At 66.8% G+C, this 25,768-nt stretch carries 29 protein-coding genes; 5 read left to right on the top strand and 24 right to left on the bottom strand.

Annotation, left to right across the window (positions count from 1 at the left end; genetic code table 11):
• Positions 1–5 precede the first annotated feature (5 nt).
• From K6L26_RS08970 to K6L26_RS08915, 12 genes are all read right to left on the bottom strand, one after another.
• On the bottom strand, positions 6–440 hold the full coding sequence (locus tag K6L26_RS08970) for a pyridoxamine 5'-phosphate oxidase family protein (RefSeq protein ID WP_221852976.1): 435 nt from the start codon (positions 438–440) through the stop codon (positions 6–8).
• A 77-nt stretch (positions 441–517) separates the two neighbouring features.
• Positions 518–1,159: a hypoxia response regulator transcription factor DosR/DevR gene (gene dosR / locus K6L26_RS08965; RefSeq protein WP_019346840.1), complete on the bottom strand. Its 642-nt coding sequence runs from the start codon at positions 1,157–1,159 to the stop codon at positions 518–520.
• 10 nt (positions 1,160–1,169) lie between these two features.
• Positions 1,170–1,622: a universal stress protein gene (locus tag K6L26_RS08960; protein ID WP_019346841.1), complete on the bottom strand. Its 453-nt coding sequence runs from the start codon at positions 1,620–1,622 to the stop codon at positions 1,170–1,172.
• 20 nt (positions 1,623–1,642) lie between these two features.
• Positions 1,643–2,626, bottom strand: a complete 984-nt coding sequence (locus K6L26_RS08955) for an Acg family FMN-binding oxidoreductase (RefSeq protein WP_085141817.1) — start codon at positions 2,624–2,626, stop codon at positions 1,643–1,645.
• Between the two features lie 70 nt (positions 2,627–2,696).
• A complete protein-coding gene (locus K6L26_RS08950) occupies positions 2,697–3,581 on the bottom strand; it encodes a polysaccharide deacetylase family protein (protein WP_221852975.1) in 885 nt (294 codons plus the stop codon).
• A 79-nt stretch (positions 3,582–3,660) separates the two neighbouring features.
• On the bottom strand, positions 3,661–4,974 hold the full coding sequence (locus K6L26_RS08945) for an RNA 5'-3' helicase PhoH2 (protein ID WP_036394612.1): 1,314 nt from the start codon (positions 4,972–4,974) through the stop codon (positions 3,661–3,663).
• 200 nt (positions 4,975–5,174) lie between these two features.
• The gene (locus K6L26_RS08940) at positions 5,175–6,002 is read right to left on the bottom strand and encodes an acyl-ACP desaturase (protein WP_221852974.1); all 828 of its coding nucleotides are present in this window, start codon (positions 6,000–6,002) and stop codon (positions 5,175–5,177) included.
• Positions 6,003–6,069: 67 nt separating this feature from the next.
• Entirely contained in the window at positions 6,070–7,533 is a 1,464-nt protein-coding gene (locus tag K6L26_RS08935) for a glycine hydroxymethyltransferase (protein ID WP_019344896.1), read from the bottom strand.
• Between the two features lie 10 nt (positions 7,534–7,543).
• Positions 7,544–8,041: a hypothetical protein gene (locus K6L26_RS08930; RefSeq protein ID WP_019344895.1), complete on the bottom strand. Its 498-nt coding sequence runs from the start codon at positions 8,039–8,041 to the stop codon at positions 7,544–7,546.
• A 43-nt stretch (positions 8,042–8,084) separates the two neighbouring features.
• Positions 8,085–8,402: a hypothetical protein gene (locus K6L26_RS08925; RefSeq protein ID WP_221852973.1), complete on the bottom strand. Its 318-nt coding sequence runs from the start codon at positions 8,400–8,402 to the stop codon at positions 8,085–8,087.
• A 272-nt stretch (positions 8,403–8,674) separates the two neighbouring features.
• Entirely contained in the window at positions 8,675–9,106 is a 432-nt protein-coding gene (locus K6L26_RS08920; protein ID WP_019344893.1) for a hypothetical protein, read from the bottom strand.
• A gap of 236 nt (positions 9,107–9,342) precedes the next feature.
• Positions 9,343–10,569 carry a hypothetical protein gene (locus K6L26_RS08915; protein ID WP_064894171.1) on the bottom strand — a complete coding sequence of 409 codons (1,227 nt, stop codon included), beginning with the start codon at positions 10,567–10,569 and terminating at the stop codon, positions 9,343–9,345.
• Positions 10,570–10,599: 30 nt separating this feature from the next.
• Between K6L26_RS08915 and coaA the strand changes: the two genes are divergently transcribed.
• Entirely contained in the window at positions 10,600–11,538 is a 939-nt protein-coding gene (coaA, locus tag K6L26_RS08910) for a type I pantothenate kinase (protein ID WP_036394600.1), read from the top strand.
• Here the strand turns inward: coaA and K6L26_RS08905 are convergent.
• The 6 genes from K6L26_RS08905 to K6L26_RS08880 all read right to left on the bottom strand — a co-directional run bounded on the left by K6L26_RS08905 (position 11,535) and on the right by K6L26_RS08880 (position 16,981).
• Positions 11,535–12,992, bottom strand: coding sequence for an FAD-dependent oxidoreductase (locus tag K6L26_RS08905; protein ID WP_221852972.1), 1,458 nt, complete (start codon positions 12,990–12,992; stop codon positions 11,535–11,537). The two genes, coaA and K6L26_RS08905, sit on opposite strands and share 4 nt — an antisense overlap.
• Positions 12,993–13,090: 98 nt before the next feature.
• The gene (locus K6L26_RS08900; RefSeq protein ID WP_221852971.1) at positions 13,091–13,660 is read right to left on the bottom strand and encodes a hypothetical protein; all 570 of its coding nucleotides are present in this window, start codon (positions 13,658–13,660) and stop codon (positions 13,091–13,093) included.
• Between the two features lie 65 nt (positions 13,661–13,725).
• A complete protein-coding gene (locus K6L26_RS08895) occupies positions 13,726–14,133 on the bottom strand; it encodes a hypothetical protein (RefSeq protein ID WP_019344888.1) in 408 nt (135 codons plus the stop codon).
• A 120-nt stretch (positions 14,134–14,253) separates the two neighbouring features.
• Positions 14,254–14,679 carry a hypothetical protein gene (locus K6L26_RS08890; protein WP_221853358.1) on the bottom strand — a complete coding sequence of 142 codons (426 nt, stop codon included), beginning with the start codon at positions 14,677–14,679 and terminating at the stop codon, positions 14,254–14,256.
• A 125-nt stretch (positions 14,680–14,804) separates the two neighbouring features.
• A complete protein-coding gene (locus K6L26_RS08885; RefSeq protein ID WP_221852970.1) occupies positions 14,805–16,166 on the bottom strand; it encodes a hypothetical protein in 1,362 nt (453 codons plus the stop codon).
• 20 nt (positions 16,167–16,186) lie between these two features.
• Positions 16,187–16,981, bottom strand: a complete 795-nt coding sequence (locus tag K6L26_RS08880; protein WP_019344884.1) for a (2Z,6E)-farnesyl diphosphate synthase — start codon at positions 16,979–16,981, stop codon at positions 16,187–16,189.
• Between the two features lie 56 nt (positions 16,982–17,037).
• On the opposite strand from K6L26_RS08880, the gene trhA reads away from it, so the two are divergent.
• A complete protein-coding gene (gene trhA / locus K6L26_RS08875; protein WP_064894175.1) occupies positions 17,038–17,781 on the top strand; it encodes a PAQR family membrane homeostasis protein TrhA in 744 nt (247 codons plus the stop codon).
• Positions 17,782–17,791: 10 nt separating this feature from the next.
• Here trhA and K6L26_RS08870 read toward each other — a convergent pair whose 3' ends face one another.
• The 5 genes from K6L26_RS08870 to mca form a co-directional block, all read right to left on the bottom strand.
• Positions 17,792–18,847 carry an ESX-1 system-associated protein gene (locus K6L26_RS08870; protein ID WP_221852969.1) on the bottom strand — a complete coding sequence of 352 codons (1,056 nt, stop codon included), beginning with the start codon at positions 18,845–18,847 and terminating at the stop codon, positions 17,792–17,794.
• A 168-nt stretch (positions 18,848–19,015) separates the two neighbouring features.
• Positions 19,016–19,390 (bottom strand): nuclear transport factor 2 family protein, encoded by a 375-nt coding sequence (locus K6L26_RS08865; RefSeq protein ID WP_036394587.1) that lies wholly within the window; start codon positions 19,388–19,390, stop codon positions 19,016–19,018.
• A 10-nt stretch (positions 19,391–19,400) separates the two neighbouring features.
• Positions 19,401–21,437 (bottom strand): thioredoxin domain-containing protein, encoded by a 2,037-nt coding sequence (locus tag K6L26_RS08860; RefSeq protein WP_221852968.1) that lies wholly within the window; start codon positions 21,435–21,437, stop codon positions 19,401–19,403.
• Positions 21,400–21,696, bottom strand: a complete 297-nt coding sequence (locus K6L26_RS08855) for a hypothetical protein (protein ID WP_019344879.1) — start codon at positions 21,694–21,696, stop codon at positions 21,400–21,402. Before K6L26_RS08855 ends, K6L26_RS08860 begins: the two co-directional genes overlap by 38 nt.
• Positions 21,693–22,559: a mycothiol conjugate amidase Mca gene (mca, locus tag K6L26_RS08850; protein ID WP_036394583.1), complete on the bottom strand. Its 867-nt coding sequence runs from the start codon at positions 22,557–22,559 to the stop codon at positions 21,693–21,695. The genes K6L26_RS08855 and mca overlap by 4 nt, the downstream gene beginning before the upstream one ends.
• Before the next feature lie 111 nt (positions 22,560–22,670).
• On the opposite strand from mca, the gene K6L26_RS08845 reads away from it, so the two are divergent.
• From K6L26_RS08845 to K6L26_RS08835, 3 genes are all read left to right on the top strand, one after another.
• On the top strand, positions 22,671–23,093 hold the full coding sequence (locus K6L26_RS08845; protein ID WP_019346395.1) for a DUF4307 domain-containing protein: 423 nt from the start codon (positions 22,671–22,673) through the stop codon (positions 23,091–23,093).
• Between the two features lie 234 nt (positions 23,094–23,327).
• Positions 23,328–23,822, top strand: coding sequence for a transcription elongation factor GreA (gene greA, locus K6L26_RS08840; RefSeq protein ID WP_019346394.1), 495 nt, complete (start codon positions 23,328–23,330; stop codon positions 23,820–23,822).
• Between the two features lie 36 nt (positions 23,823–23,858).
• The gene (locus K6L26_RS08835) at positions 23,859–24,530 is read left to right on the top strand and encodes a GOLPH3/VPS74 family protein (protein ID WP_221852967.1); all 672 of its coding nucleotides are present in this window, start codon (positions 23,859–23,861) and stop codon (positions 24,528–24,530) included.
• 73 nt (positions 24,531–24,603) lie between these two features.
• Here the strand turns inward: K6L26_RS08835 and K6L26_RS08830 are convergent, their stop codons facing one another.
• Positions 24,604–25,761 (bottom strand): cystathionine gamma-synthase, encoded by a 1,158-nt coding sequence (locus tag K6L26_RS08830; protein WP_221852966.1) that lies wholly within the window; start codon positions 25,759–25,761, stop codon positions 24,604–24,606.
• Positions 25,762–25,768: the final 7 nt, after the last annotated feature.

The raw sequence follows: 25,768 nt of genomic DNA, 5'->3' as shown, positions 1-25,768 counted from the left end.
CGTCGTCAACTCGCATCCGGCTCAGGACCGAACCGAAATCTGCGTCCCGTGACCCGGACGGGTGACACCCGGACATAGTGCGTCTTCGACGTGGCGGTCCATGGCAGCAACTGCGCCTGTTCCGCTTGTTCCATGTCTTCGTCGGTGCGCAGGGTGCGGGCGATGCCTCGCACGATCACGCTCCAGCCCTCCGCCGGGCTGTGATCGTCGGCCTCGAACAGCACCTGGTTGTTGATGGCCGCGCTGATCAGTTTCGTCCCCGCCGCTGTCCGGAACAGGATGGTGCGGTTCTGCACCGCGAAATTGACCGGGAAGATGTGCGCCTCGTCGTCCACCGCGGTCACGAGCCGGCCGAGCGACGCGCCACCCAGCAGTTCCCAGCTTTCCTGCTCCGAAAGAATCTCGACCGGCTCACTTCGCGTTGACAATCCGATTCCCATGCCGATGACGCTATTGCCACGCGCATCGTGGCGCCATGGGCGAAAGCCCTGCCTGTCAGGGACCAAATACCCTGGCATCATTCATGATTACGACGGTCCAGCGTGGAGGCGAATACCGCGGCCTGCGTGCGGCGCTCCATGCCCAGCTTGGCCAGCAACCGCGACACGTAGTTCTTGACGGTCTTCTCGGCGAGGAACATCCGGGCCGCGATCTGCCGGTTGGTCAGCCCTTCCCCCAGTAGGTCCAGCAGTACCCGCTCCTGCTGGGTCAACCCGGCCAGTGGATCCGCACGCTCGGCATCGCCGCGCAGTTTGGCCATCAGCGCGGTGGCGGCACGATTGTCCAGCAGCGACTTCCCGGCCCCGACATCCTTGATCGCCTGGGCCAGTTCCATGCCCTTGATGTCCTTGACCACGTAGCCGCTGGCGCCGGCCAAAATGGCGTCCAGCATGGCTTCGTCGGAGGTGAACGAGGTCAGCATCAGGCAGCGCAGATCGGGCATGCGCGACAACAGTTCTCGGCACAGCTCGATACCGTTGCCGTCGGGCAGTCGGACGTCGAGCACCGCGACGTCGGGCGCCAGGGCGGGAACCCGGGCCAGCGCCTGCGCCACCGAGTCAGCCTCGCCGATGACGTCCAGCTCGGGGTCGGCGCTGAGCAAGTCGATCAGCCCGCGCCTAACCACTTCATGGTCGTCGACCAGAAAAACTCTGATCATCCCCCGAGTCTCACAACCGATGGCGCCGATCGCAAGTGAGCACTGCGCACCCCGAGCCCGCCAGCACCGTCTGCAACCCGGCCGATTCCGGATTGTCGGCCCCCAGGACCACCACCTGTGCCGAATCCGGATGTGCCGCCAGGTATTCCGCGGCACTGTCGTAGCCGTCGATGCACTGCACGTCCAGATCCGGGGAACGTTTCAGCGCGCGGGCCAGGCGGCGCTCGAGTTGCGCCTGGGACAACCGGTCGCGCTCGGCGACCGCACTCGCGTCGTACATTGCCCGGTGCCGCGAACCCCAGGTGGTCAGCACCCGCAGCGGTGCGCCTCGCCGCACGGCCTCGTCGATCGCGGTGTGCAGCGCATCGTTGCTGGCGGTGCGGCCGTCGGCTTCGACAACGACGGCCGCACCGGCGCCAGCGGGTGCGGTGGCCGCGACGGGGGCCATCAGGGTGTCGGTCATGCTCATCTCCTATTCGACGATCAGGATTCGAAGGTCAAGAAGGCGTCGACATCGCGGCGCGGCGTGGGTGGTGGCGCATCGGTGATGGTCGGTGCGATACCGATGCGGACCAGCAGTTGCGGGCAGGCGTCGCGACCGATCAGGGCGCCGATGATGTCGCGGCTGGCATGCAGCTCGGTCACGTGGCTCACCGGACAGGTGCTCAGGCCCGCGAGAGTGCACTCCAGCAGCAGCGCCGACAGGGCCTCGCCGGCGTCGAGTGCGTCCGCACGGCTGTATCCGTCGGTGGACAACACCACCAGCGTCGCCGAGTCGTCACCGACGGTCGGACGCCGGTCACTGTGCGAGGTGACCGGGAAGGTGCGCGCCACCGCGACGCGCTCACTTTCGGCAGCCGACACCAGAGAGCTCTGCGGGACACCGTCTTCGGTCGCGAACGGTGTTGTCCACCACGCAAGTTCGGCGTGGTAACCGGAATCGTAGAGGCGCAGCGACTCGGTGAGCTCGGCGGCTTCGGCCACTCTGCAGCGCTGGTCCTCGGCCAGCACATCCAGATGGACCGGGCCCTCGGCCAACCTCGCCCGCAGCAGTACCTCGAACGCATCCCAATCCGCATACCGGGCCATCGGCAGACGGTCGGTGCGCCGGGCCAGGATGGCGTCCGCGCGGCGGCGGTGGGCCTCGGTGACGAAGGACATCGGCGAGAACTGAAGCGTCGCCAGATGATTCAAGTCGTTGGGATTGGGGAAACGGTCGACGGTGGTGGCCCAGCCCGCCGCAGCCATGGCGACCCGCAGGTGGTCCAGCAGCACACCGCAGCTGATGACCGCCTCGCGCGCGGACCGGTCGGTCGTCGTCACCACCCGGTTGGGGTCCAGGTGCAGATGCACACCATCGTGTTCAACCACCAGCCGCCACGGCTGGGTGTTGTGCAGAGAGGGCGCACGCGATGCCAACTGCACCGCACGGGTGAGGGTCGCGGTATCGAACATCGTGTCGGGCATGCTTCAAGCCTGGTCTTGCCCGGGCCCGCCGGTTAGGGTCTTTGGTCCTCAACCCGATGCGATGTTCGTCTCATGCCCCGTTGTTGGGACCCCCCGAATTCGCGCCGGGGATGTCGGTGATCGGGAAGTTCGGCATCGGCGCGGGCGACGGTGTGGCGGGCAGCGAGGGGATCTGTTCCGGTGCAATGTCCTTGAGCGCCTCGGCCGGCGGCACGGGCGGCCCATTCTCCCGGCTGCCGTAACTGGTGCCCGGCTCGCGCTCGCCGAGCATGTGGCTGACGGTCACCAGGTGGTACCCGTTGGCCTTGAGCACCGGAATGAATTGGTACACCAGGTCCACGGTGGACGAATAGGTGTCGTGGAACAACACCACCGAGTTCGGCTTGATCTGCGTCATCAGCATGTAGCGGGTCGCCGCGGTGTTGGCGTCGTTGGCCCAGTCGAACGGGATGACGTCCCAGTTGATGTCGGCCAGCCCCTGTTTGCGGGCCTCGGCCAGCACCTGGTCGTTGATCAGCCCACCGGCCGTGCGCACCAGCTTCGGGCGCTGGCCCGTCGCCGCCTCGATGGCGTCACTGGCCTTGCTGAACTGCGCCGGGATCTCCTCCGGCGGGATGGTGGTCATGTTGGGGTGTTCCCAGGTATGGCTGCCCAGTTCCATCCCGGCCTCGACCACCCGCTTGGCGCCCTCTGGGTTGGCGGCGACCTTGTTGCCGATCTCGAAGAACGTGGCCTTGGCGTCGTTGTCCTGCAGGATCTTGAGCAGCCGATCGGTGTACGGCCCGGGGCCGTCGTCGAAGGTCAGCGCGATGCACTTCTCCTTCGAACAGTCCACCTCATCGGGGCCGTCGCGGTAGATGTGTCCGGTGAACGCCCCGACTACGACGACCACGACCGCCGCCGTCACGCCGACTACCGTCCACTGCCACGCCTGATTGTTGGGGAGCCTCGCCACCCCGGCAGCCTACCGGCCCTGTGATTTGGGTGCGTTCGGTAACGCCTGACGTTACTGAACGCACCCAAATCACCCTGAATCAGGGCAGGGCGCCGGGACTGAACTCCTCCAGCATCTCGGTGACCAGCGCCGCGATCGGCGACCGCTCGCTGCGCTGCAGCGTGATGTGGGCGAACAGCGGGTGACCCTTGAGCTTCTCGATCACCGCCGCGACGCCGTCATGGCGGCCCACCCGCAGGTTGTCGCGCTGGGCCACGTCGTGGGTGAGCACCACCCGCGAGCCCGCACCCAGCCGCGACAGCACGGTCAGCAGCACATTGCGCTCCAGCGATTGCGCCTCGTCGACGATGACGAACGAGTCGTGCAGCGACCGGCCCCGAATATGGGTCAGCGGAAGCACTTCCAGCATGCCGCGAGAGAGCACCTCTTCGAGCACCGCCGGGCTGGCCAACCCTTCGAGGGTGTCGAAGACGGCCTGCGCCCACGGGCCCATCTTCTCGCTCTCGCTGCCCGGCAGGTAGCCGAGATCCTGTCCCCCGACCGCATAGAGCGGACGGAACACCACGACCTTGCGCTGAGTCCGGCGTTCCAGCACCGCTTCCAGACCGGCGCACAGCGCCAGCGCGGATTTGCCGGTGCCGGCCTTGCCGCCGAGCGAGACGATGCCGACGGATTCGTCGAGCAGCAGGTCGAGGGCGACGCGCTGTTCGGCTGACCTTCCCCGGAGGCCGAACACTTCGCGATCACCACGGACCAACTGCACCCGCTTCTCGGCGTTGACCCGACCGAGCGCTGACGAACTCCCTCCGAGCAACCGGATCCCGGTGTGGCAGGGCAGATCCCGAGCCTCGGCCAGATCGATCTCACCGTCGGCGAACAGGGTGTCGATGTCTTCTGTCGCCACGTCGAACTCCGTCATGCCGGTCCAGCCGGACACGACGACATCCTGCGCGTGGTACTCGTCGGCGGCCAGGCCCACCGCGCCGGCTTTGACGCGCAGCGGGATGTCCTTGCTCACCAGCGTCACGTGCTTGCCCTCGGCCGCCAGATTGGCCGCACACGCGAGGATCCGGGTGTCGTTGGTCTCGGTCCGGAATCCGGTGGGTAGTACCGACTGGTCGATGTGATTCAACTCGACCTGCAACGTACCGCCCTCTGCGCCAACAGGAATCGGCTGATCGAGCCGACCGTGTTCGAGGCGCAGATCGTCGAACATCCGTAGCGCCTGCCGGGCGAACCAGCCCAGCTCGTGGTGGTGCCGTTTGGCTTCCAGCTCGCTGATCACGACCAGCGGGACCACCACTTCATGCTCGGCGAACCGGGTGCATGCCCATGGATCGGACAGCAACACGGATGTGTCGAGCACATAGGTACGGACAGGAGTATCAGTCACGTGGCGCTCCTAGAACCCGCGCGGCCCCACACGAGTTTCTCGGTGGACACTGCGGCACCAGGACCGGAGCCGGTCCTCTCGAGATTCAACCGATCGGTACCGTCCGGACAGCAGAGCATGTCGCTAGCCATCGGATTCGACGCTACTCCCGCGGTGGCGGGGTTGCTGTCCGGCGCGCCGCGCGTATGACGCCCGGCGCGTTACGTGTTGATGAACTCCTGGAGCGCAGGCTCGTCGGCGAGTCCCCAGGCGGCGATCCGGTCGGAGATGACCTGCGCCAATGCCGCCCTGTCGAAGATGCCGGCCTCGGCCACCACGGCGACCTTGTCCTGGTAGGCGTCGATGTCAGCGCCGATCACGTCAAGTTCGCGGGCCCGGGCCGCGATGGCCGCCACGGTCTCGTCGCGGTGGGTGTTCAGCAGGTGCGACACCAGGTTGGCGAAGAACAGCTCGTGACGCTCCTCGTCGAGGACGATGCGGTCCATCATCGAGCCCAGCACCGGCTCGGTGATCTGTGCCCGCAGGTTACGGGTGTAGACCGCGTGCGCGCGCTCGAAGAACGCCATGAACACCAGCGTCTCGATCTGGCTGTAGCTGTCGGCGCGGTAGCCCTTCATCACGTGCTCGACGCGGACGTCCTCGTTGGCCGTCGGGTCGATCTCGCGGGTGACGACGAGGTAGTTGCGCAGCGCCACGGCGTGCAGGTGCTCCTCGGCGGTCCAGCGGCCCAGGAAGCGGCCCCACTTGTCCTCGAGGATGAAGTGCTCGACGAGCTCGCGGTGGTAGCCGGACAGGTTGTCCTTGGTGATCAGCAGGATCTCCAAGGCGTCGGTGACCGTCTTGGGCAGGGTCACCTGCGAGGGATCCCAGTCCCGGCCACCGAGGAAGGCGAAGTTCTCGCCCTGGTCGAACGGCACGTAATCGTGCGCGTACCAGAGGACCTCGGTGTCCAGGTGTCGACGCAGCTCGGCCTCGACTACGGGCTCGAGCTCAAGGGTCAGCGCGTTAGCGACAGGTTTCTGTGCCATGCGGTAACTGTAACCCGGGTTTACATGTTTCTGAAAGTCGGACCGCCATGTGTTGCGGCCCACATTTTCAGAGGGTGAGGCCCGGGTACAGCGGGTTGGCCTCGAGCAGCTCGGCCGAGGCTGCGTGCACGCGCTCGGCGGTGCCGTCGGCCAGCTTGTACTTGGCCTTGGATGTTCCCTCCGGCTGCGTGTTGGAGAGCACGTCGACGATCAGCTCGGCGACCCGGTCGAAGTCGTCGGCGCCGAATCCGCGGCTGGTCAGCGCCGGAGTGCCCAGCCGGATCCCGCTGGTGTACCAGGCCCCGTTGGGGTCGGCCGGGATCGCGTTCCGGTTGGTCACGACGCCGGCGTCGAGCAGGGCCGACTCGGCCTGGCGGCCGGTCAGGCCGAACGAGCGCACGTCGAGCAGCACGATGTGGTTGTCGGTGCCGCCGGTGACCAGGCCGGCGTCCCGCTTGACGAAGCCGTCGGCCAGGGCCTGCGCGTTGTCGGCGACCTGCTGGGCGTAGGTCTGGAACGCGGGCTGACGGGCCTCGGCCAGCGCGACGGCCTTGGCCGCCATCACGTGGCTCAAGGGCCCGCCGAGCACCATCGGGCAGCCCTTGTCGACGGCCGGGGCGAATTCCTCGGTGGCCAGCACCATGCCGCCGCGCGGGCCGCGCAGCGACTTGTGCGTGGTGGTCGTGGTGACGTGCGCGTGCGGCACCGGGTCTTCGTCGCCGGTGAACACCTTGCCCGCGACCAGGCCGGCGAAGTGCGCCATGTCGACCATCAGGGTGGCGCCGACCTCGTCGGCGATCTCGCGCATCTTGGCGAAGTTGACCCGGCGCGGGTACGCGGAGTAGCCGGCGACGAGGATCAGCGGCTTGAATTCGCGGGCCGCCGCGGCGACGGCGTCGTAGTCCAAAAAGCCCGTCTCGGGATTGGTGCCGTAGCTGCGCTGGTGGAACATCTTGCCGGAGATGTTGGGCCGGAAGCCGTGGGTCAGGTGACCGCCGGCGTCCAGGGACATACCGAGCAGTCGCTGGTTGCCGAGCTTGTTGCGTAGGGTCTCCCAATCGGCCTCGGATAGGTCGTTGACGTGCTTGGCGCCGAAGTTGGCCAGCTCGGGCGCCTCCACCTTGGTGGCCAGGATGGCCCAGAAGGCAACGAGATTGGCGTCGATACCCGAGTGCGGCTGCACGTAGGCGTAGGGCGCGCCGAACAGTTCGCGCGCATGCTCGGCAGCCAGGGCCTCGACGGTGTCGACGTTCTGGCAGCCCGCGTAGAAGCGGTGCCCGACGGTGCCCTCGGCGTACTTGTCGGAGAACCAGGTGCCCATGGTGAGCAGCACGGCGGGCGAGGCGTAATTCTCGCTGGCGATCAGCTTGAGTGAATCACGTTGATCGGCAAGCTCTTTGCGGGTGGCTGCCGCGACCCGGGGCTCGACGGATTCGATGACCTGCAATGCGGCCTGATAGGCGGCGCTTGAGGTCTCGGCGTAATCAGCGCCGGAAGCCGCGGGCAAAGTGGATGACGAGTCTGCTGCCATGGCTTTTAGCCTAGTCGGGCCTGTTCTGGTCAATGACCGGACCCGGCCCTGGATAGCCCGGCGCGTGCGGTGGCGGCGTGGTGGCCAGGCTGCGGGACAGCCGTGACTGCAGCACGAACCATGCGACCGGTCCGGCGATGATCGAGCAAGTCCACAGCACACTGTTGGCCGTTTCGGCACCGGGCGCCCGGCCGAGCACCTTCATCAGCACCGAATAGGTGGGACCGGAGTCGCCGCCGTCAACGCAGGTCAGCCCGAACAGGAACATCGCCGACCACAGCACGACGTGCGCCCGGGCCGCTCCGGAGGTGAGCTCCCGATCAGGCAGCCGGTGCATCTGTCTGGTCGTGATCACCAGGCAGATGACGAGCAGGGGCGAGACGAGCACAACGAACACCGTCATCCAGCCGAGCGGCACGAATAGCCCCCGCCCGATCGCCATCCACAGCAGCAACCCAATGTTGATTGGGGTGGCCAGGTCCGGGATGGCTTGCCGAAGCTCAGACACCCTGCGAGCCTAAGCCCGCCGTGTCGAGGCAATCAGCGCCGAATCAGTCGTCCGGGTGGCTCCAAGCGCCGCCGCCCTTGCCGTTGGCATAGCCGCCGCCGGGCCACCCCTTGCTCCAATCGTGACCGGCCCAGGCACCGCCGGGCCAGCCCTTGCTCCAGTCCCAGCCCGCCCAGTCACCACCGGGCCACGGGCTGACCAGACTCGGCGGATCGACCTCTTCGCCGTTCAAAATGACGACGGGATCGGCAGTGGCCACCCCCGCGGGGCCGACGAGTGCGGCCAGCCCGAGCGAGCCCGCCGCAATGACAACGCCGGCCATCAACTTGGTTCGGTTCGATTTCGTCCCTGTTGTAGCCATGTCGGCTCCTTGCTGGGCATCCGATTCCACCACCGTGATGTTCAGCCAACACTTTACGCTCCAGCAAAGGCGCTGATCAAGCATGCCGAGCCGGGCAGCCCTTGGATCCGCAGCGCCGATCAAGGTCAGTAGTTGCACTATCAACTGCTATTTTCGCGAATTAGTTGGCGAGCCAGACATGCGCCCAACTGGTAGCCGCGATGAATTCCAGCGCCCGCAGCAAACAAAAACGGGCGGACCATCGGGTCCGCCCGTTTTCTCGTGCGCTCAGATCAGTCGCGGTGCGCCCACGCGCCGCCGGCCTTGCCGTGGATGGCGGCACCGCCGCCCTTGCCGTTGGCGAATCCGCCGCCGGGGTATCCCTTGCTCCAGTCGTGGCCGGCCCACGCGCCGCCGGGCCACGGGCTGACCAGCGGCGGGATCTCGACACCAGAGCCAGCGGAGGTGGCAGCATCGACGATGCCCGAGACGGCGGACGAGATCGGATCGCTACCGACCTTGGAGAACGGCGCCTTGCTGCCGCCGGCCTTGTTGCCACCGGCGGTATTGGCACCGGCCGTGTTGGCGCCGGCCTTGCTGCCCCCGGGACTGGCCGGTGCCACCGGATCACTCCCGACTTTGCTGACGGGCTCAGCGTTAGCCACGGCAGAGCCGAGGACCCCGACGACCGCCATGGCGCCCGCAGCCGCGAAAGCGGCAGCCATGCGCTTGACCTTGTTCAGACTTTCCCTTGATACCGCCATGGTCATTTCCTTTGCTCGACCCGGTACGGACACCGAGGCTTACGCAATAATGTTACTGACTGGTAGCTAATTGCCTCAAGCGCTTGAGACCGAGGTCATAGTGGCAGGTAAAGCAGAAGTGAACGCCGCGTGGCAAGTGCGTTACCCGCCGGGGAAGCACCGCCAAAGCCGGGGCAAGTGATTTGCTGGCGAACGCTTCAGCGCAACGTCGACGGGATCAGCGGCTCATCGAGCAGCCGGCCGAACCGCTGGGTCAGCGTCACACCCTCGGGCCGCTCGTCCAACCAGGCCCGCAGCAACCGGTATCCCTCGACGTAGGTGCTGGTGTAGGCCCGCCACAGCGGCGAGGACAGAAAGCGCAGGGTCTGGCGGGCCCGATCGTCGGCGACCAGCAACCAGCGTTTGAGGAAGTCCACGACCTCGTCGACGTCGCGATGCTCGTCGTGCAGCATCAGCGCCGCGTCCTGACGCACGTCGGCCAACCCGGCCATCGCCTCGGAGATCGCTTCGGCCCGCTCCCCGTCGAACCGCAGCCCCAGATCGGCGTAGATGTCGGCGGCCCAGGTGCCCCAACCCGGCCCGATGATGGCGTGGAGCGCCAGGTCGGCCAGGCCCTCGGCCATCAGGCACTGCGGGGTGTTGACCAGGAAGATCGTCTGCTCCAATTCGCCGTCGCGGGCCACCAGACCGGCCTCCTTCCGGCAATGCTCGGTGTGATGGCCGGGGTAGGACTCGTGGGCCACCAGCCGGGGCAGATTGGCCATCTGTTGCTTGAGGTCGGCGTTGACCGCGACGGTGGACTTGTAGTCACCCAGGTAGTAGTTGAACCCGGACCACGGCTTGTCGGTGACCACCTCGTAGGTGATGGTCTCGGTCTCCGGCAGCGGATAGGCCGCGCGCACCTTGTCGCGCAGTGCCGACGAGAACGCGTGGATGCACTCCTCAAGCCGGGCCGGCGGGATCTCGTCCGCGCTGCGGTGTGCCTGGATTCGCTCGGCCAGTGAGCCGGTGCCGCCGAGCGCCTCGTCGAGCTTGGCGTGTGCCTGACGGTATTTTTCGGGGTCGCCCTTGCCGATCCGCACGTCGAAATAGGCCTGCACCTCGTCGACGAAGCCGACCTGCTCACCGGCGAACTTGCGGCCCGCGCAATTGAGCGCGCGCAGGTGCGCGGCGATGTATTCGGCGCGGTCGCGGTCGAGGTCATCGGGAATCTGGGTGAGCAACCGGTCAGCCTGCCGGGCCAGCTCGGCCGGGTCCGGCGCGGGCTCGTTGTCGACCGTGCGACGCAGTTGTGGGTCGCCGGTGAAGGAGTCGACGTAGCCGTCCTCGACGCGGTCGAAGCGCAGGCCGAGTAGCAGATACTCGCGGACGAAGGTGTCCGAACCAGCCCCTGAGCCCGCCCGTATGTCCATCCCGTTAGTCATGCCCACAACCGTAAGTGCAAGACTGGCCGAATGCCGCGGCCGAGCGAGCCGAGCCCCTATGTGGAGTTCGACCGAAGTCAATGGCGTGCACTGCGCATGTCGACACCGCTGAAACTCACCGAGGACGAGCTGCTGCGCCTGCGGGGTATGGGCGAAAAACTCGACATCCTCGAAGTCGAAGAGGTCTATCTGCCGCTGGCCCGGTTGATCCACCTTCAGGTGGCCGCGCGGCAGCGGCTGTTCGCCGCGACGGCCGAGTTCCTCGGTGAGCCGCAGCAGAATCCGGACCGGCCGGTGCCGTTCGTCATCGGCGTCGCGGGCAGCGTGGCGGTCGGTAAGTCCACCACCGCCCGTGTGCTGCAGGCGCTATTGGCCCGCTGGGGTCACCATCCCCGGGTCGATCTCGTCACGACGGACGGTTTTCTGTACCCCAACAAGGAGCTGCACCGCCGGAACCTCATGCACCGCAAGGGGTTCCCGGAGAGCTACGACCGGCGGGCGCTGATGCGGTTCGTCACCGCGGTCAAATCCGGTGCTGACGAAGTCTGTGCGCCGGTGTACTCACACCTGCTCTACGACATCGTGCCGGGCGAGAAGCAGGTGGTGCGGCATCCCGACATCCTGATCCTGGAAGGGCTCAACGTCCTGCAAACCGGGCCGGCACTGATGGTCTCGGACCTGTTCGACTTCTCGGTCTACGTCGATGCGCGCATCGAGGACATCGAGCAGTGGTACATCTCGCGCTTCCTGACGATGCGCTCGACGGCCTTCGCCGATCCGGCCTCGCACTTCCACCACTACTCGACGCTGACCGATGAGCAAGCGGTGTTCGCCGCGCGCGACATCTGGCATTCGATCAACCGGCCCAACCTGATCGAGAACATTCTGCCGACGCGGCCGCGCGCCACTCTGGTGCTCCGCAAGGATTCCGACCATTCGATCAACCGGCTGCGTCTGCGCAAGCTCTAGCCCGCTCCCGCTGCCGCGGTGACCAGCGGGCCGCAGCGCACGTCGAAGCGCTCTCCCACGGTGTCGAGGGTGCGCCGCAGATGTTCGCGGTCGCGGTGATGGGTCGCCATGAACCGGGCGGTGGCCGCCAGTTGGCGCGGCATGGGATACCAGCGATTGAAGTCCAGGCCACAGTCACGGAACACCTTGACCGGCATCGCATCCGAGATGAGGCTGAGGTTGTACTGAGCCAGGGAGAACATCGCGTACACCAGCGCCTTCTTGGACTTGTGCGCCAGGTCCTGCAGGTCGAGTTCATAGAGTGGGACCGTGTTCAGTTTGCCCGAAAACAACAGGTGCGCCGCGAAGTAGGCTGCAAATGATGTCAGATGCAAAGTGGCCGAACGCATTTGAACCGAGAGAATGGACCCGTCGCCGGAAACATACGGCTCGTAGGGATACTCGCCTTTGGTGAGGTACCCGGTGCAGTTCACGATCCAGCTGCCCGGCGTGACGGCTTTCCTGGCACCGCTGCGCAGCACCAGATCGGCTGCGCCGTTGCTGTCGACGACGTCGACGAGGTGGTCCATCACCACATCGTTCAGACCCGCCACGATGGCGGCGTTCTCGGCTTCCGACAGGACGCCGGCGACGTAGTGCTCGGCCTGTTGCGTGGGGCAGGTGCCGTAGGCCGACCGAAACCACCGAGCAACCTCATCCTCGTTGGTGCCGTCGAAGAGCCGGGTCATCTCGATGGACAATTTGGTCAGCGAGGTACCGCCCGCCCAGCGCCGGGCGCCGGCGGGGAAAAACCGATCCCGGCTGGTGAAGAAGGTGCCCGAGCCGGCCACCATGTTCACCTCGCGCCCCGGATGCGACGTGATCAGCGCGTGCGCGGTGTCCATGGCGGTCTTGCCGCTGCCGATTACCCATACCGGGGCGTCGCTGTCGCGGATCTCCCCGAAGCGGACGTCACACGAGTCCGGTGACACCGACCGCACCCGATCGCTGGACAGCTCGAGCGCGTCGTTGGGCGTCACCCGTACCCCGTATGCCTTGATCAATTTGCCGGCCCGGATGGTGTGCGGTTGCCCATCCGCGTCATGACAGATGACGTGTACCGCACCGCCGTCGGCATCGGCGGACCGGAAATCCCAGCCGTAGCGTTCCTCGACCCGCACCCGCTGCTTGATTTGCTGCAGGCAGTAGCCGAAATGATCGAGCACCTCGGATTTGGTGGCCAGATACGAGGGCTCACGGCCGAGGGTCCACTTGATGTTGCCTGCGGTGAACATGGGGTGGGGCTGATGCAGCCGCACATACGGATATGTGTCGACCCACATACCACCGACTCGAGCGCGACGGTCGACCAAGATGATCTTCTGATCGGGTCTGAGGTAGGTGGCGGCCACGAACAGCGCGTTCATGCCGCACAGGCCGGCACCGACAATGCAAACGTCACAGTCTTCTGGCATCGCGAACCTCCCGGGTAGCGCCGTTTGAGCCCAGTGTGGGCGCGTGCGGTCGTCCCGCCATGAGTAGTGCGCTACCCGAATTTCGACAGCCACGCCGCTCAGGCGCGTTCCCAACCGCCCCACTCATTGCCCACGAACCGTTGCCCGTCGGGAATCACGAAGTGGTGCAGGAACACCTGGAGTGCGGGCTGCATCCGCTGGTGCAGGTCTGTCATCGCGGTGACCAGCTCCGGCGTCATCGGGTCCTCCCCCTCCGGCTTCTTCGGCGGGATCAGCCCCAGGTGCAATGCCATCTCCAGTTGGTAGAACGTGAAGTCGCCGTACGGCCGCTTGGGGTCGCAGCCCGGCACCTCGTCATCGAAGGGATCGGTCAGTTCCCAACTCATCTGAGCCAGCAGGGTTCGGTGCTGACTGCTGAAACCGAACGTGCTGGATTCAGGCAGGTCTTGGACGAAGAACGAGTATTCGTGGTCGGCAGGTGGACGCCGATACCGGTATTCGCCTGCCGCACAGACACCGAACCGGGTGGCGATGCGCAGCAGGTCGAGATCGCCTGGCTCGGTCTCCCAGTCCGGTGGGAAACACGGAGCGCCCACTTCCGTTCCATCCCAACCGACCCGTACCGTCCGCAGCCGCTCGGTGTGCTCTGGCGCCCACTGCAATTCCACCCGGCCATTATCGCCTCTCCAGGCGCCCAGAGCCGTGGGCTCTGGGCGCCGGAGGGGCCTGACGATCAGGCCGGAATCCGCCGAACCCCCACATACTGCAGCTCGGCCATCGCCAGGGTGTAGATGCCGGTGCCGATGACGGCTACCACTCCCGCGGTGGTCAGTGCCATGGTGAACACGGCGACCAGGGCGATCACCGTGCAGGCCGCATTGGCGATCACGGTGCCGATGCCCGCCGGGCGTACCCGTTCGATCCCGGCCAGGGCGAACACCACGAGGCCGTAGACGACCGAGAAGACGCCGACGCCGTACTCGACGGATTTCGGTAGGCCGGTCAGGTCGGCGAACCACCCGGCGGCGGCCAGCAGCGCGACGCCGCTGATGCCGACGAGAACGGCGTCCAGTCGCATGGCCAGGCGCAGCAGCGAATCGGTCGACTTCCTGGTGCCCGCGGTGGCGGTGATGGCGGTCATGATTCTCCTTCTCTCGGTTGGTGATTACCTGTCGTACTTCGACTTCGTGCGGTGGAGCACGGTGCGGGGATACGCGCCGTAACCTCTTCCGGCGGCACCCCGCACCGGCTCGGAAAGGAGTCACGCCAGACGGCGCACTCCGCGGTATTGCAGCCAGGCCAGTACTGCGGTGGCACTGGCGAATCCGAGTACCAACTCGTTTCCGGTCCAGGTCAGCGCCGACCAGCCGGCTGTGATCACGACGACCGTGACGATCGCGAAGACCACGTTGCCGGCGAGGACGGCGATGCCGACGCGCCGCACCCTCGGCACTGCGGCCAGGGCGTACAGCAGGACGCCGTAGCCGACCAGGACAGCGCCGACGATCCAGCCGGTGGTGGCCGACAGCCCCGCGATACGCGCCAGCTGGTCGGCGGTCATGGCCACCAGCAAGCCGACGCCGGCACAGACGGTGGCATCGGCGCGCAGCGCGAACCGGAGCAGGCAACCGTGGGCGGATGCCCGGGTCGTGGAGTCGGTGGATGGGTGGTGCAGTGTCGCGGTCATGTCGGGCTCCTCGGCGATGAGGGGGTCGATCGGTGGAACACCTCCGACCCTGCTCATCACGAGCTGCCAGATCGACGCCAAACACTGCCAAGCGCTGCCAAGCCCAGGTCAGCGAGCTGCAGGCGTCAGTCGTTGGCAGTGACCAGGGAGCCGCGCAGATCCGCGGCGATCACCCGCGCGGCGGCGTTCTGCCAGTTGTGCAACGAGCGTTGCGGCACCTCGGTGACGAACCACTGCCAGGCCTGCCGGGCGATCGGGTCGAGGCCGGCCGCGGTGGCGTTCTGCGCGTAGGCACGGACCCCGACGACGTAGGGGAAATACAGCGAGTTGTAGTGGCGCCATTGCTCGGTGGTGCCGAAGTCGCCGCCATCGCGCGGTTTGAGCGCGGCGATCCGGTCGGCCAGCAGGGCTTTGAGTTCGTTGGCGCGTTCCAGCGGCTGGTCCGGCACCCCGCGCTGCGCCAATCGGGTGTCGATGGCGGGCAGCGCGGTGAGCGGACTGGCGACCAGTTTCGACAGGTCGCCGTAGTGGCCGAGCGCGCGCCGGGTGAGCCGGGCGAAGGCTTCGTCGTCGATGCCGCTCAGCGGATGGTCCGATCGCAGCGGCAGGGCGGCCTCGGTCTGGCGTAGTGCCTCGCGGTCGGCGCGCAGGCCCGGTGATCGGGAGAAGGCCAACCGGTCCAACAGCCCGGCCAGCGGATCGGCGAGCACTTCCACCGCGACAGCGACCGCCAAACTGGTGAACAACAGGATCGTCATGACGGTGCGGCCGGTGCCGGCGTCGAGCACGGTCATGCCGATCAGTGCCTGGGCCGCGAACGGAACCGCGATCACCAGTGTCCCGATGATCGAGCGGCGCATGTCGGCGCGCAACGCCTGTCCCTCGTCGAAGGCGTCCCAGATCGCCACCGCCACACCGAGCAGCGCCACGTCGAATCCGGTGGACGCCAAAGCCAGCCAGCTCGGCACCAGCCCGAGCGGGATGACCAGGATCGCGTTGCCGAGTGCGAAGAACAGGGTCGCGACGATGATGAATCCGACGACGGAACCAGGTTTCGCGCCGCCGACCACAGCCTTGATCATGGCGCCCAGCGAGGACAGCGAGATCACGGCGAACATCAACCAATGACCGGTCCGCAGCGGTCCGTCGACGCTGCCCGCGAGCCCCGCGCCGGCGAACGCCCCCACCGCGACGGCGAAGATCGCGGTGACCTCACCGGCTCGGGACCGGAAGGTGTCGGCCGGGCGGGCGAGTTCGACCATGACCGCGAACCAGGCGATGCCGGGCAGCGCCACCAGGTAGATCTCGATGCGGCTGAGCACTTCGGAGCCGGAGACCAGCCGGACCGCGTCGAGCGCGACGACGGCCGCGAAGCTGGTCAGCCCGATCGCGGCGAGGACGAGGACGGGCTTACGCGGGTCGCGGGCAAGCAGGTAGAGACCCAGCCACCAGCTGAGTGTGAAGACCACTGCCGACAGCGCAGCCATGGTTCAAGTTTGGCATGTCCCTACTTGCCGTAGCGACGATGCCGGGCGGTGTAATCGCGCAGCGCGCGCAGGAAGTCGACGCGACGGAAGGCGGGCCAGTACGCCTCGGTGAACCACATCTCCGAATATGCGCTCTGCCATAACAGGAATCCGGACAGCCGCTGCTCGCCCGAGGTGCGGATGACGAGGTCCGGGTCGGGTTGCCCTGAGGTGTAGAGGTTCTCCGAGATCCCGTCGACGGTGACCGCTTCGACGAGTTGCTCGGCGGTGGCACCGTTGGCCAGTTCCTTGGACAGCAGCGACCGGACCGCGTCGACGATCTCCTGACGGCCGCCGTAGGCCACCGCGACGTTCACATGAAACGACCCGGGCGGGGTCGATGCTGTGCGCTCTACGGCCTCGCGCAGGCGCCGGGCCGGCTCCTCCCCCAACAGCTCCAGGTCACCGACGGTGCGCACGCTCCACGTGTTCGACGGGGCGCAGATCTCCTCGACCACGTCGGTGATGATTTCGATCAGCGCGGACAGTTCTTCGGGATCGCGTTGCAGGTTCTCGGTGGAGAGCAGGTAGACCGTGGTCATCTCGATGCCTGCGGCCTGACACCATCGCAGCATCTCGGCGATCTTGGCCGCGCCCATCCGGTAGCCGATGCTGACGTCGTCGTAACCTGCGTCACGCGCCCAGCGGCGATTTCCGTCACACAACACCGCGATGTGCCGGGGCAGTTCGGATCTGGACTGCGCCAGTTCCTGACGCAACCGCATCTCGTAGAGCCGATAGGCCGGTTCCTTGAGCCGCGGGGGAATGATGTCCACGAGAGTCCAGACTACTGTGAACGTCGGGGTACCCCGTGGTTCTCAATGGAGGTGACATGACCGCGCCGACCGGTAGCACCAAGCCCTACCGTTCGGCGGCCGCACTTGGCCGGCCCGCCGAAGACCTGCCCGAGGCCGTCGCCGACGGCGTCGCCCAGTTCCTCGGAAAGCCGCGGGCGCGAGGCTGGATCCACGTGTACTCGGCCGTCGTGGCATTCATCGCCGGGGCAGCCCTGGTGTCGGTGTCGTGGTCGGTGGAGTCGACCCGGGCCGGGCTGGCGACGCTGCTCTACACCTTCACGATCGTGGCGATGTTCACCGTCAGCGGCACCTATCACCGGGTGAACTGGAAATCCGCCAACGCCCGCAAATGGATGAAGCGCCTCGATCACTCGATGATCTTCATCTTCATCGCCGGCAGTTACACCCCGTTCGCGCTACTGGCCCTACCCGAATCCAAAGGCATGGTGCTGTTCTGGATCGTCTGGGGCGGGGCGATCGCGGGTGTGCTGCTCAAGATGTTCTGGCCGTCGGCACCACGCTGGCTCGGTGTGCCGCTCTACATCCTGCTGGGCTGGGTGGCGGCCTGGTTCATCGGTCCGATCATGCACGGCGCCGGGGTGGCCGCGGTGGTGCTGCTGATCGTCGGTGGCGCGCTCTACAGCATCGGCGGCGTGCTGTACGCGCTCAAGTGGCCCAACCCGTGGCCCACCACCTTCGGTCATCACGAGTTCTTCCACGCTTGCACGGCGGTCGCGGCGATCTGCCACTACATCGCCATGTGGTTCGCCGTCTTCTGAGCTTCCTACCTCACACCACGGCGGCGCAGGCGTTGTCGACGGCCTTCGTGAGGTAGGCCGCCGTGTCGGCGAGCGCCCGGTCCGCCGGCACGTAGGTGGGCAGGGCCTGAACATATGCCCGCAGATATTGCGCCGACAGCACAGCGAGATCCTCGGCAGCCGGATTGTTGCTGCGCCGGCTCAACTGTTCTGACTCGTCGGCGAATTGGTTGATCAGCGGCACCGCGGTCTCGGTGAGGTAGTGCTGGTCGTAAGTCCACTCGGCGGCGGGCGACTGCCAGTCCGCAGCGTTGAAAGCGGCGACGCCGGACTGGTAATTCGCCGACATCGGCACCCACTCGGCACAGATCGAGGAGTTGTCGGCCATCAGGATCCGGCGGCTGATCTCGTCGGCATCCTTGATCGAGGTCGGCGGCGAGACGGCCGGTGTCAGCGGCGCCCGAGCCTGCGCCGAACCCGACATGGCCGCCGCGCACATGCTGGTCACCGCACCGACCAGGGAGTCGGTGGCCCTGGCCACCGAGATGTCGGCGGCCTGATAGTGCGGGATGCGGTTGATCTGCTCCTGCGCATAGGCGATCACCTGCTCGTATGCCTCGCGCATGACGCGATGCGGCGTGGCACGCGAAAGGCTTCTCGCCTGTACCGCAACGCTGCCGAGAGCCGTGGCGACCGTGCTGTACATCTTGGCCTGTTCCGGCGTCCACTCGACGGCGGGTATCGCCCCGTCGCGGTCGAACCACATCACTCGGTGCTGCACCTCGGTCAGGGCGGCACTGATACGGGTCCATTCCGGACACGTCGGATCCTCGACGACGATGGACGCCGGGCCGACGTCCCCGGCACTGGCGGGCCGGGCGCCGGTGCCGGCCGACGAGGCCTCCTGAACTGGGTCGCCGGCCGCGGCGTCGCCCGACCGGCCGGCCAGAATGCTCGCCACCACGACCAAGGCGGTCGCCAGGATCACCGAGGTGGCGCCGAGGACCCAGGTCAACCAGCGCCGCCGATCCGGCAAAGCGCCCTCTGCAGCGTCGTCATCTCCGGCCGCGTCACCAGGCAAACTCATCGGCACACCTTCAAGTCGTAAACACGGCGGGTTACAAGACAAGACGAACACTTCGGCAAAACCGCGCAGCGCGCTGCGTTTTCCGCAAGATGCTAACCCAGCCAATTCGGAAGCGAAAGAACAAGGCCCCCGCCGAGCAACGGCGAGGGCCTTGGGAAGAACCGGAACCTAAAGCTGCGTGATGTCGGCCGCCGACCAGTAGGCCTTCATCGAGGTGATCTTGCCGTCGGCGTCGAAGGTCATGACCTCCATCGGCTCGATGCGCATCGCGCCGCCGACCACGATGGCGAACAGGAACGCCGCCTCGTGCCCGCCGGGGCGGAACTTGAGGAGCTCGGTCGTGATCTCGGCGCCTGCGGCGGTGAGGTTCTTGTAGAAGCCTTCGATCGCCTGCCTGCCGATGTGGACCTCACCGCTGCCCACCGGATCTTCCAGCGTCGCATCGTCGGCGTACAGGGCGGCGACCTCGGCGGCGGAACCCCCCGCCACAGTGTCGAGATAGCGCTTGACGAATGACTCCAGGGCTGCGGCATCGTGGCTCATGGCCGCGAGGCTACACGGCCCCACTTCCGCCGTCCGGCGGTTGACCGCCCAGCGAGACGGCAAGCTCCTCGACCGCGGTGACAGGCAGATCGCACACCGTGCCGCGGCACACGTAAGCCGCGTCGGAGCCATCCACCCGGTCGCGTCCCCGAAGCAAGGGCGACGAGTCCGCGGCACCAGAGAGACCGCCGATCACCAGCGCCCCACCGGGTGCCAGCCGGCGCGCGGCCGCCAACAGCGGAGACGACGAGTCGCCGGCCACCGCAATTTGGATCGGTCCACCGACCTGGGCTTCGGCCACCGCCAGCCAGTGCCCGCCGGACCGTGCCGCACGAGCCAGGATGGGAGTCGCCGACGACAAAGTCGCCTGTGCCGCATTCACATAACGCTCGTCACCCGTCAGATAGCCCGCGGCCTGCAGTGCCTCGGCGATCAAGGCGGCACCTGAGGGCGTCGCGCCGTCGATCGGATCGGCCGGCCGCACCATGAGCTGCTCGGCATCGTCGGCGGTGTCGAACCAGCGGCCCGGCTGCTCGGGATCGGCGAAATGTTCGAGCGCGACATCCAACAATGCGGTCGCCTCATCCAGCCCGAACCCGATGAGCTGGTGCAGCGTCAGTAGCCCGGTGGCCAGCGCCGCGTGATCCTCCAGGATCGCCGCACTCTCCCCGACCCGGCCACCGAGACTGGCCCGGCGCAAGCGGCCGCCGACCAGGTGCAGATCGAGCAGCCGCTGCGCGCAATCGGCTGCCGCAGAAAGCAATTCGGGATCCTCGAGTGCCACCGAGGCTTCCGCGAGCGCGGTGATGGCCAGCCCGTTCCAGGCGGTCACCACCTTGTCGTCGCGGGCCGGCTGGGGACGCGACGCACGTGCCGCCGACAACGCCGCACGTACCGCTTCGAAGCGGGCGCCGTCGTCGGGATCACGGTGCAGTTGCAGCACCGAGGCGCCGTGTTCGAACGTCCCGCCGGCGGTTACCCCGAAAAGTGAGGTCGCCCAGGCGCCGTCGTCATCCCCCAGAACGGAGCGAAGTTCAGCCGGCGTCCACACGTAGGTCAGGCCTTCGTGCCCGCCGGCATCGGCGTCCAGCGATGAGGTGAACATGGAATCGGCGCCCAGATCTGACCGGATGAACGCGGCTGTCTCGGCAGTTACCCTGCGCGCCAACGGATCCCCGGTGCGACGCGCCAAATGCGCGTAAGCCCGCAGCAGCAGAGCGTTGTCGTACAGCATCTTCTCGAAGTGCGGTACCACCCAGTGCGGGTCGACGCTGTACCGGGCGAAACCACCGGCCAGCTGGTCGTAGATGCCACCCCGGGCCATTGCCGCGCACGTGCGCTGCACGGCCGTCAACGCCGGCACCGACCCGGTGCGCTCGTGGTGGCGCAGCAGGCCTTCCAACAACGCCGAGGGCGGGAACTTGGGTGCACCACCAAACCCGCCGTAGGTCTCGTCCTCGTCATGCAGTACCGCGGCCACTGCGTGGTCGCACAGCTCCGGGCCCACCGGTGCCCCACCGCCCGGCAGCCCCGCCGACACAGACCGCAGCTCGGTGGCGATCTGATCCGAGGCGCGCTCGACCTCGTCGCGCCGGTCCCGCCAGGTTTCGGCGACCGCGTCCAGCAGTTGCAGGAAACCGAGCTTCGGGTAGTACGTCCCACAGAAGAACGGCCGGCCGTCGGGGGTCAGGAAGCAGGTCATGGGCCAACCGCCCTGCCCCGTCAACGCCACGGTGGCGTTCATGTAGACCGCATCCAGGTCCGGCCGCTCCTCGCGATCGACCTTGATGCAGACGAAGCCGTCGTTGAGCACGGCGGCGACGTCGGCGTCCTCGAACGACTCGTGCGCCATCACATGGCACCAGTGACATGCCGCGTAGCCGATGGACAGCAGGATCGGGACGTCCCGCGAGGCGGCCTCAGCGAGCGCCTCGGGCGTCCACTCTCGCCAGTGCACCGGGTTGTCGGCGTGCTGGCGGAGATACGGGCTGGTGGACCCGCCGAGCGTGTTACCCGCCACCCGGCTCACGTGACTGGCCCTGGTCATCAGGAGTGCTGTTCACCGCGTTCTCGTCACCTTCGGCGGTACCCTCGTCAGCCGCCTGATCAGGCTCGGGGTGCTCTCGGTCGAAGGACTCGGGCAGCTTGCGCAGGTGGCGGTTCATCGACCAGACCAACGCGAAGGTTCCGACCAGCAGAGCCACCGTGACGAGCAAACCGAGCGGGGTCGCCTTACCGAACTCGGGTCCGGTATTGCGCGGCTCGTCTGCGAGCAGTGTGACCACTGCGGTCAATGTGTCGATCATTTCTCAATCCCGGTGAACAGGTCGTCTTCCGGCAGATTCACCGGCACGCGCGACCGCGCCAACTCGAACTCCTCAGTCGGCCACAGCCGCTGCTGCCACTCGATCGGCGCATGGAAGAAATCGCCTTTCGGATCGATCTGGGTCGCGTGAGCGCGCAGCGCATCGTCGCGCTGACTGAAGTACTTCGAGCATTCAACACGGGTGGTGACCCGCTTGGCGAATATGTCGTGATCGGGATCCCAGTGCTCGAGCCATTTCTGGAAAGGCCCGGTACGGCCATTTTTGGCGAACTCGTCCTGGAGCAGCTGCATCCGCTGCCGCAGGAAGCCGTGGTTGTAATACAGCTTCGACACGGCCCACGGAGTTCCCGCCTCCGGGTACAGCCGGTAGTCGGCGGCCGCCTCGTACGCCGCCACAGACACCTCGTGGCAGCGGATGTGGTCGGGATGCGGATACCCGCCGTTCTCGTCGTAAGTGGTCAGGACGTGCGGCTGGAACTCCCGGATTACCCGGACCAGGCGGCTGACCGGCTCGGCGAGCGGCACCAGCGCGAAACAGCCTTCGGGCAGCGGGGGCAGCGGATCGCCCTCGGGCAGACCCGAGTCGACGAATCCCAGCCAGTGATGCTCGACGCCCAGGATCTCGGCTGCCTTGGCCATCTCGTCGCGGCGCACCTCACTGATCCGTCCGTGGACCTCGGGGAGATCCATCGCCGGATTCAGAATGTCGCCGCGCTCGCCACCGGTCAGCGTCACAACCATGACGCGGACACCTTCGGCCGCATAGCGCGCGGTGGTGGCCGCACCCTTGCTGGACTCGTCGTCCGGGTGGGCATGCACCGCCATCAACCGCAGTTCACTCATGTCGCTTTCATCTAACTACGGCGTCCTCTTACCTAATCCCTATACCCAACCCGACAGCTCACTGCCTGGGCTGCGGTGACACATCTGTCTGGCCCTATAGTTCCAGTTCTGATGATCGAACGCCCCGCCGCCCGCTACGGATCCCGCCAATTGTCCCGCCGGACCCGACGATGGATCACGTTTGCGCTGGTCGGCTTGGTGGTGGCGGCCGGTGTGGCCCTCGCCATCGTGGCGTTCCAGCGGTTGGGCACGGGCGAGGTCAAGGGCGAGCTGTCGGCCTACGAACTGATCGACAGCCAGACCGTCTCGGTGACCATCGGGGTGACCCGCCCCGACCCGTCCAAGCCCGTGGTGTGCATTGTCCGGGCCCGCTCGATCGACGGCAGCGAGACGGGCCGGCGGGAGATCCTGGTCGCCCCGTCCGATCAGAACGTGGTGCAGGTGACCGCGGAAGTGAAATCCAGCCGACCCCCCGTGATCGGCGACGTTTACGGGTGCGGGACCGATGTTCCGTCGTACCTGGTAGCACCCTGATTCTGACGAGCGCAACCGCCTGCGGCCAGCGATTAAATGAAGATTCGCCCGCCGCTCGGTGGTACGATTGTGCGATACACGGTTCCGCGCTGGGGCCGTGTATTGCTGCATTAGCACGCAATTAGGTGCTGACGCTTGCGGCAATACACGCGCCTGCCCCCGGCCGGAACCACGAACTTCGCACGAGGGGGCGGCGCGACAGCGCCGTAAGCAAATAGACAGGAGCGCGAGAACATGACCGACACACAGGTCACCTGGCTCACTCAGGAAGCATTCGACCGGTTGAAGGCGGAGCTGGATCAGCTGATCGCCAACCGGCCGGTGATCGCCGCCGAGATCAACGACCGCCGCGAAGAGGGCGATCTGCGCGAGAACGGTGGCTATCACGCCGCCCGCGAGGAGCAGGGCCAGCAGGAAGCCCGCATCCGCCAGCTGCAGGAGCTGCTCAACAACGCCAAGGTCGGCGAAGCACCCAAGCAGTCCGGTGTCGCGCTGCCCGGCTCGGTCGTCAAGGTGTACTACGACGACGACAAGAAGGACACCGAGACGTTCCTGATCGCCACCCGCCAGGAGGGCATCAGCGACGGCAAGCTCGAGGTGTACTCCCCCAACTCACCGCTGGGCAGCGCCCTCATCGACGCCAAGGTCGGCGAGTCCCGCACCTACACCGTGCCCAACGGCAACACCGTGAAGGTCACGCTGGTCAGCGCTGAGCCGTACCACGCCTGACGCGTCAACCTGGGGCAAAGCACTACAGTCGGGGAAATGGCGCAAATCGCCGAAGATCTGTTCCTGCTGTTGCTGGACAACGCAGCCGCGCAGCCCGGGCTCGACCGCCATCGCAGGCAAAAGGTGCTCAGCGCCGCGGTACTGCTGGATCTGGCATACGCCTGCCGGATCCGCCCGGCCATGGCGGGCGAACCGATCGAGGCCGGACGGCTGATCGCGCTGGCCGGCAGTTGGCCCGCCGATCCGGTCGGCGACCCCGCGTTCGAACTACTGCAACGCCGCCCGCTTCGGGCCGGCACCGCGGTGGCCAAGCTGAGCAAATACGTCCAGCCCACCTTGGAGACCCACCTCGAACGCCTCGGGCAGATCCGTCGGGTGCCGATGCCCGGCAAAGGCTTCCCGGGCAAGACGGTCTACTGCTGGCCGCTGACCAATCGCGAGCGGGTCAGCCAGGTTCGGGCGGCTCTGCTGGCCACCTTGTTCGACGGTCACAACCCCGTACCGGCCATCGCCGCGATCATCTGCCTGCTGCACGCCGTCGACGGGCTCGGCGCGGTGCTGAGTCTCAATGACCGCGGCTGGCGCTGGGTGCATGCCCGGTCCACCGAAATCGCCACGGGCATTTGGGTGGACGAGTCCGCGGCGGCGCTGCCGGACATGAACCTGGCAGTGACGACATCCGCGCTACGCCCGGCGCTCATGGGCTGACTTCCCCTCCGCGACCAGACGCAGAACTGCCCCTTTTCGTCGGGAAAAGGGGCAGTTCTATGTCTGCTGGGCGTCAGCTGGTGAGGGCCTGCTCCAGATCGGCCAGCAGGTCGGCGGCATGCTCGATGCCCACCGACAAGCGCACCAGGTCGTCGGGCACCTCCAGTTGCGAACCCGCGGTCGACGCATGCGTCATCGCTCCCGGGTACTCGATCAACGACTCCACCCCACCGAGCGACTCGGCGAGAATGAAAAGCTCCGTACGCGAGCACAATTCACGTGCCGCACGGGGCCCACCACGCAGGCGCACGCTCACCATGCCGCCGAAACCGGACATCTGCCGCGCTGCGACATCATGGTTGGGGTGGCTGGCCAGGCCCGGATAGAGCACGGTCTCCACGGCGGGGTGCCCATCGAGGAATTCGGCGATCAACGCGGCGTTCTCGCTGTGCTGACGCATCCGTAGCACCAGGGTCTTGAGACCGCGCATCGTCAGGTACGCGTCGAAGGGGCCCGGCACCGCGCCGGCACCGTTCTGCAGGAAGGCGAATGCCGCGTCGAGTTCCTCGTCGTTGGTCAGCAACGCACCGCCCACCACATCCGAGTGCCCACCGATGTACTTGGTGGTCGAATGCAACACGATGTCGGCGCCGAGCAGCAGCGGCTGCTGCAGCGCCGGCGACGCAAAGGTGTTGTCCACCAACACCTTGACGCCCGACGACGACGCGATCTGCACGATCGCGGCGATGTCCGCCACGCTCAGCAGCGGGTTGGTCGGAGTTTCCACCCAGATCATCCGAGTGCGTGGGGTCAGCGCCGCCCGCACCGCGTCCAGATCGCTCAGCCGAACCGGGGTGTGGGTGATGTTCCATTGCGAGAACACCTTGTCGATCAGCCGGAAGGTGCCGCCGTAGGCGTCATCGGGGATCACCACGTGATCGCCGGGCCGCAACACCGCGCGTAGGGCACAGTCCGTTGCGGCCATGCCCGATGCGAAAGCCCGCCCGTACGTGGCTTCCTCGACGGCAGCCAGCGCCGCTTCCAGCGCCTGCCGCGTCGGGTTGCCGGTGCGGGCGTACTCGAATCCGCCGCGCAACCCGCCGACGCCGTCCTGGGCGAAGGTCGAACTGGCATAGATCGGGGTGTTGACGGCTCCGGTGCCCGGATCGGGCCGGTAACCGGCGTGGATGGCTTTTGTGGCCAGACCGTGCCACCTGCGCTGTTCACTCATAACGGGT

Source organism: Mycobacterium farcinogenes, from assembly GCF_019739075.1.
GTDB lineage: Bacteria > Actinomycetota > Actinomycetes > Mycobacteriales > Mycobacteriaceae > Mycobacterium > Mycobacterium senegalense.
This window is presented reverse-complemented; position numbering and strand designations above follow the sequence as displayed.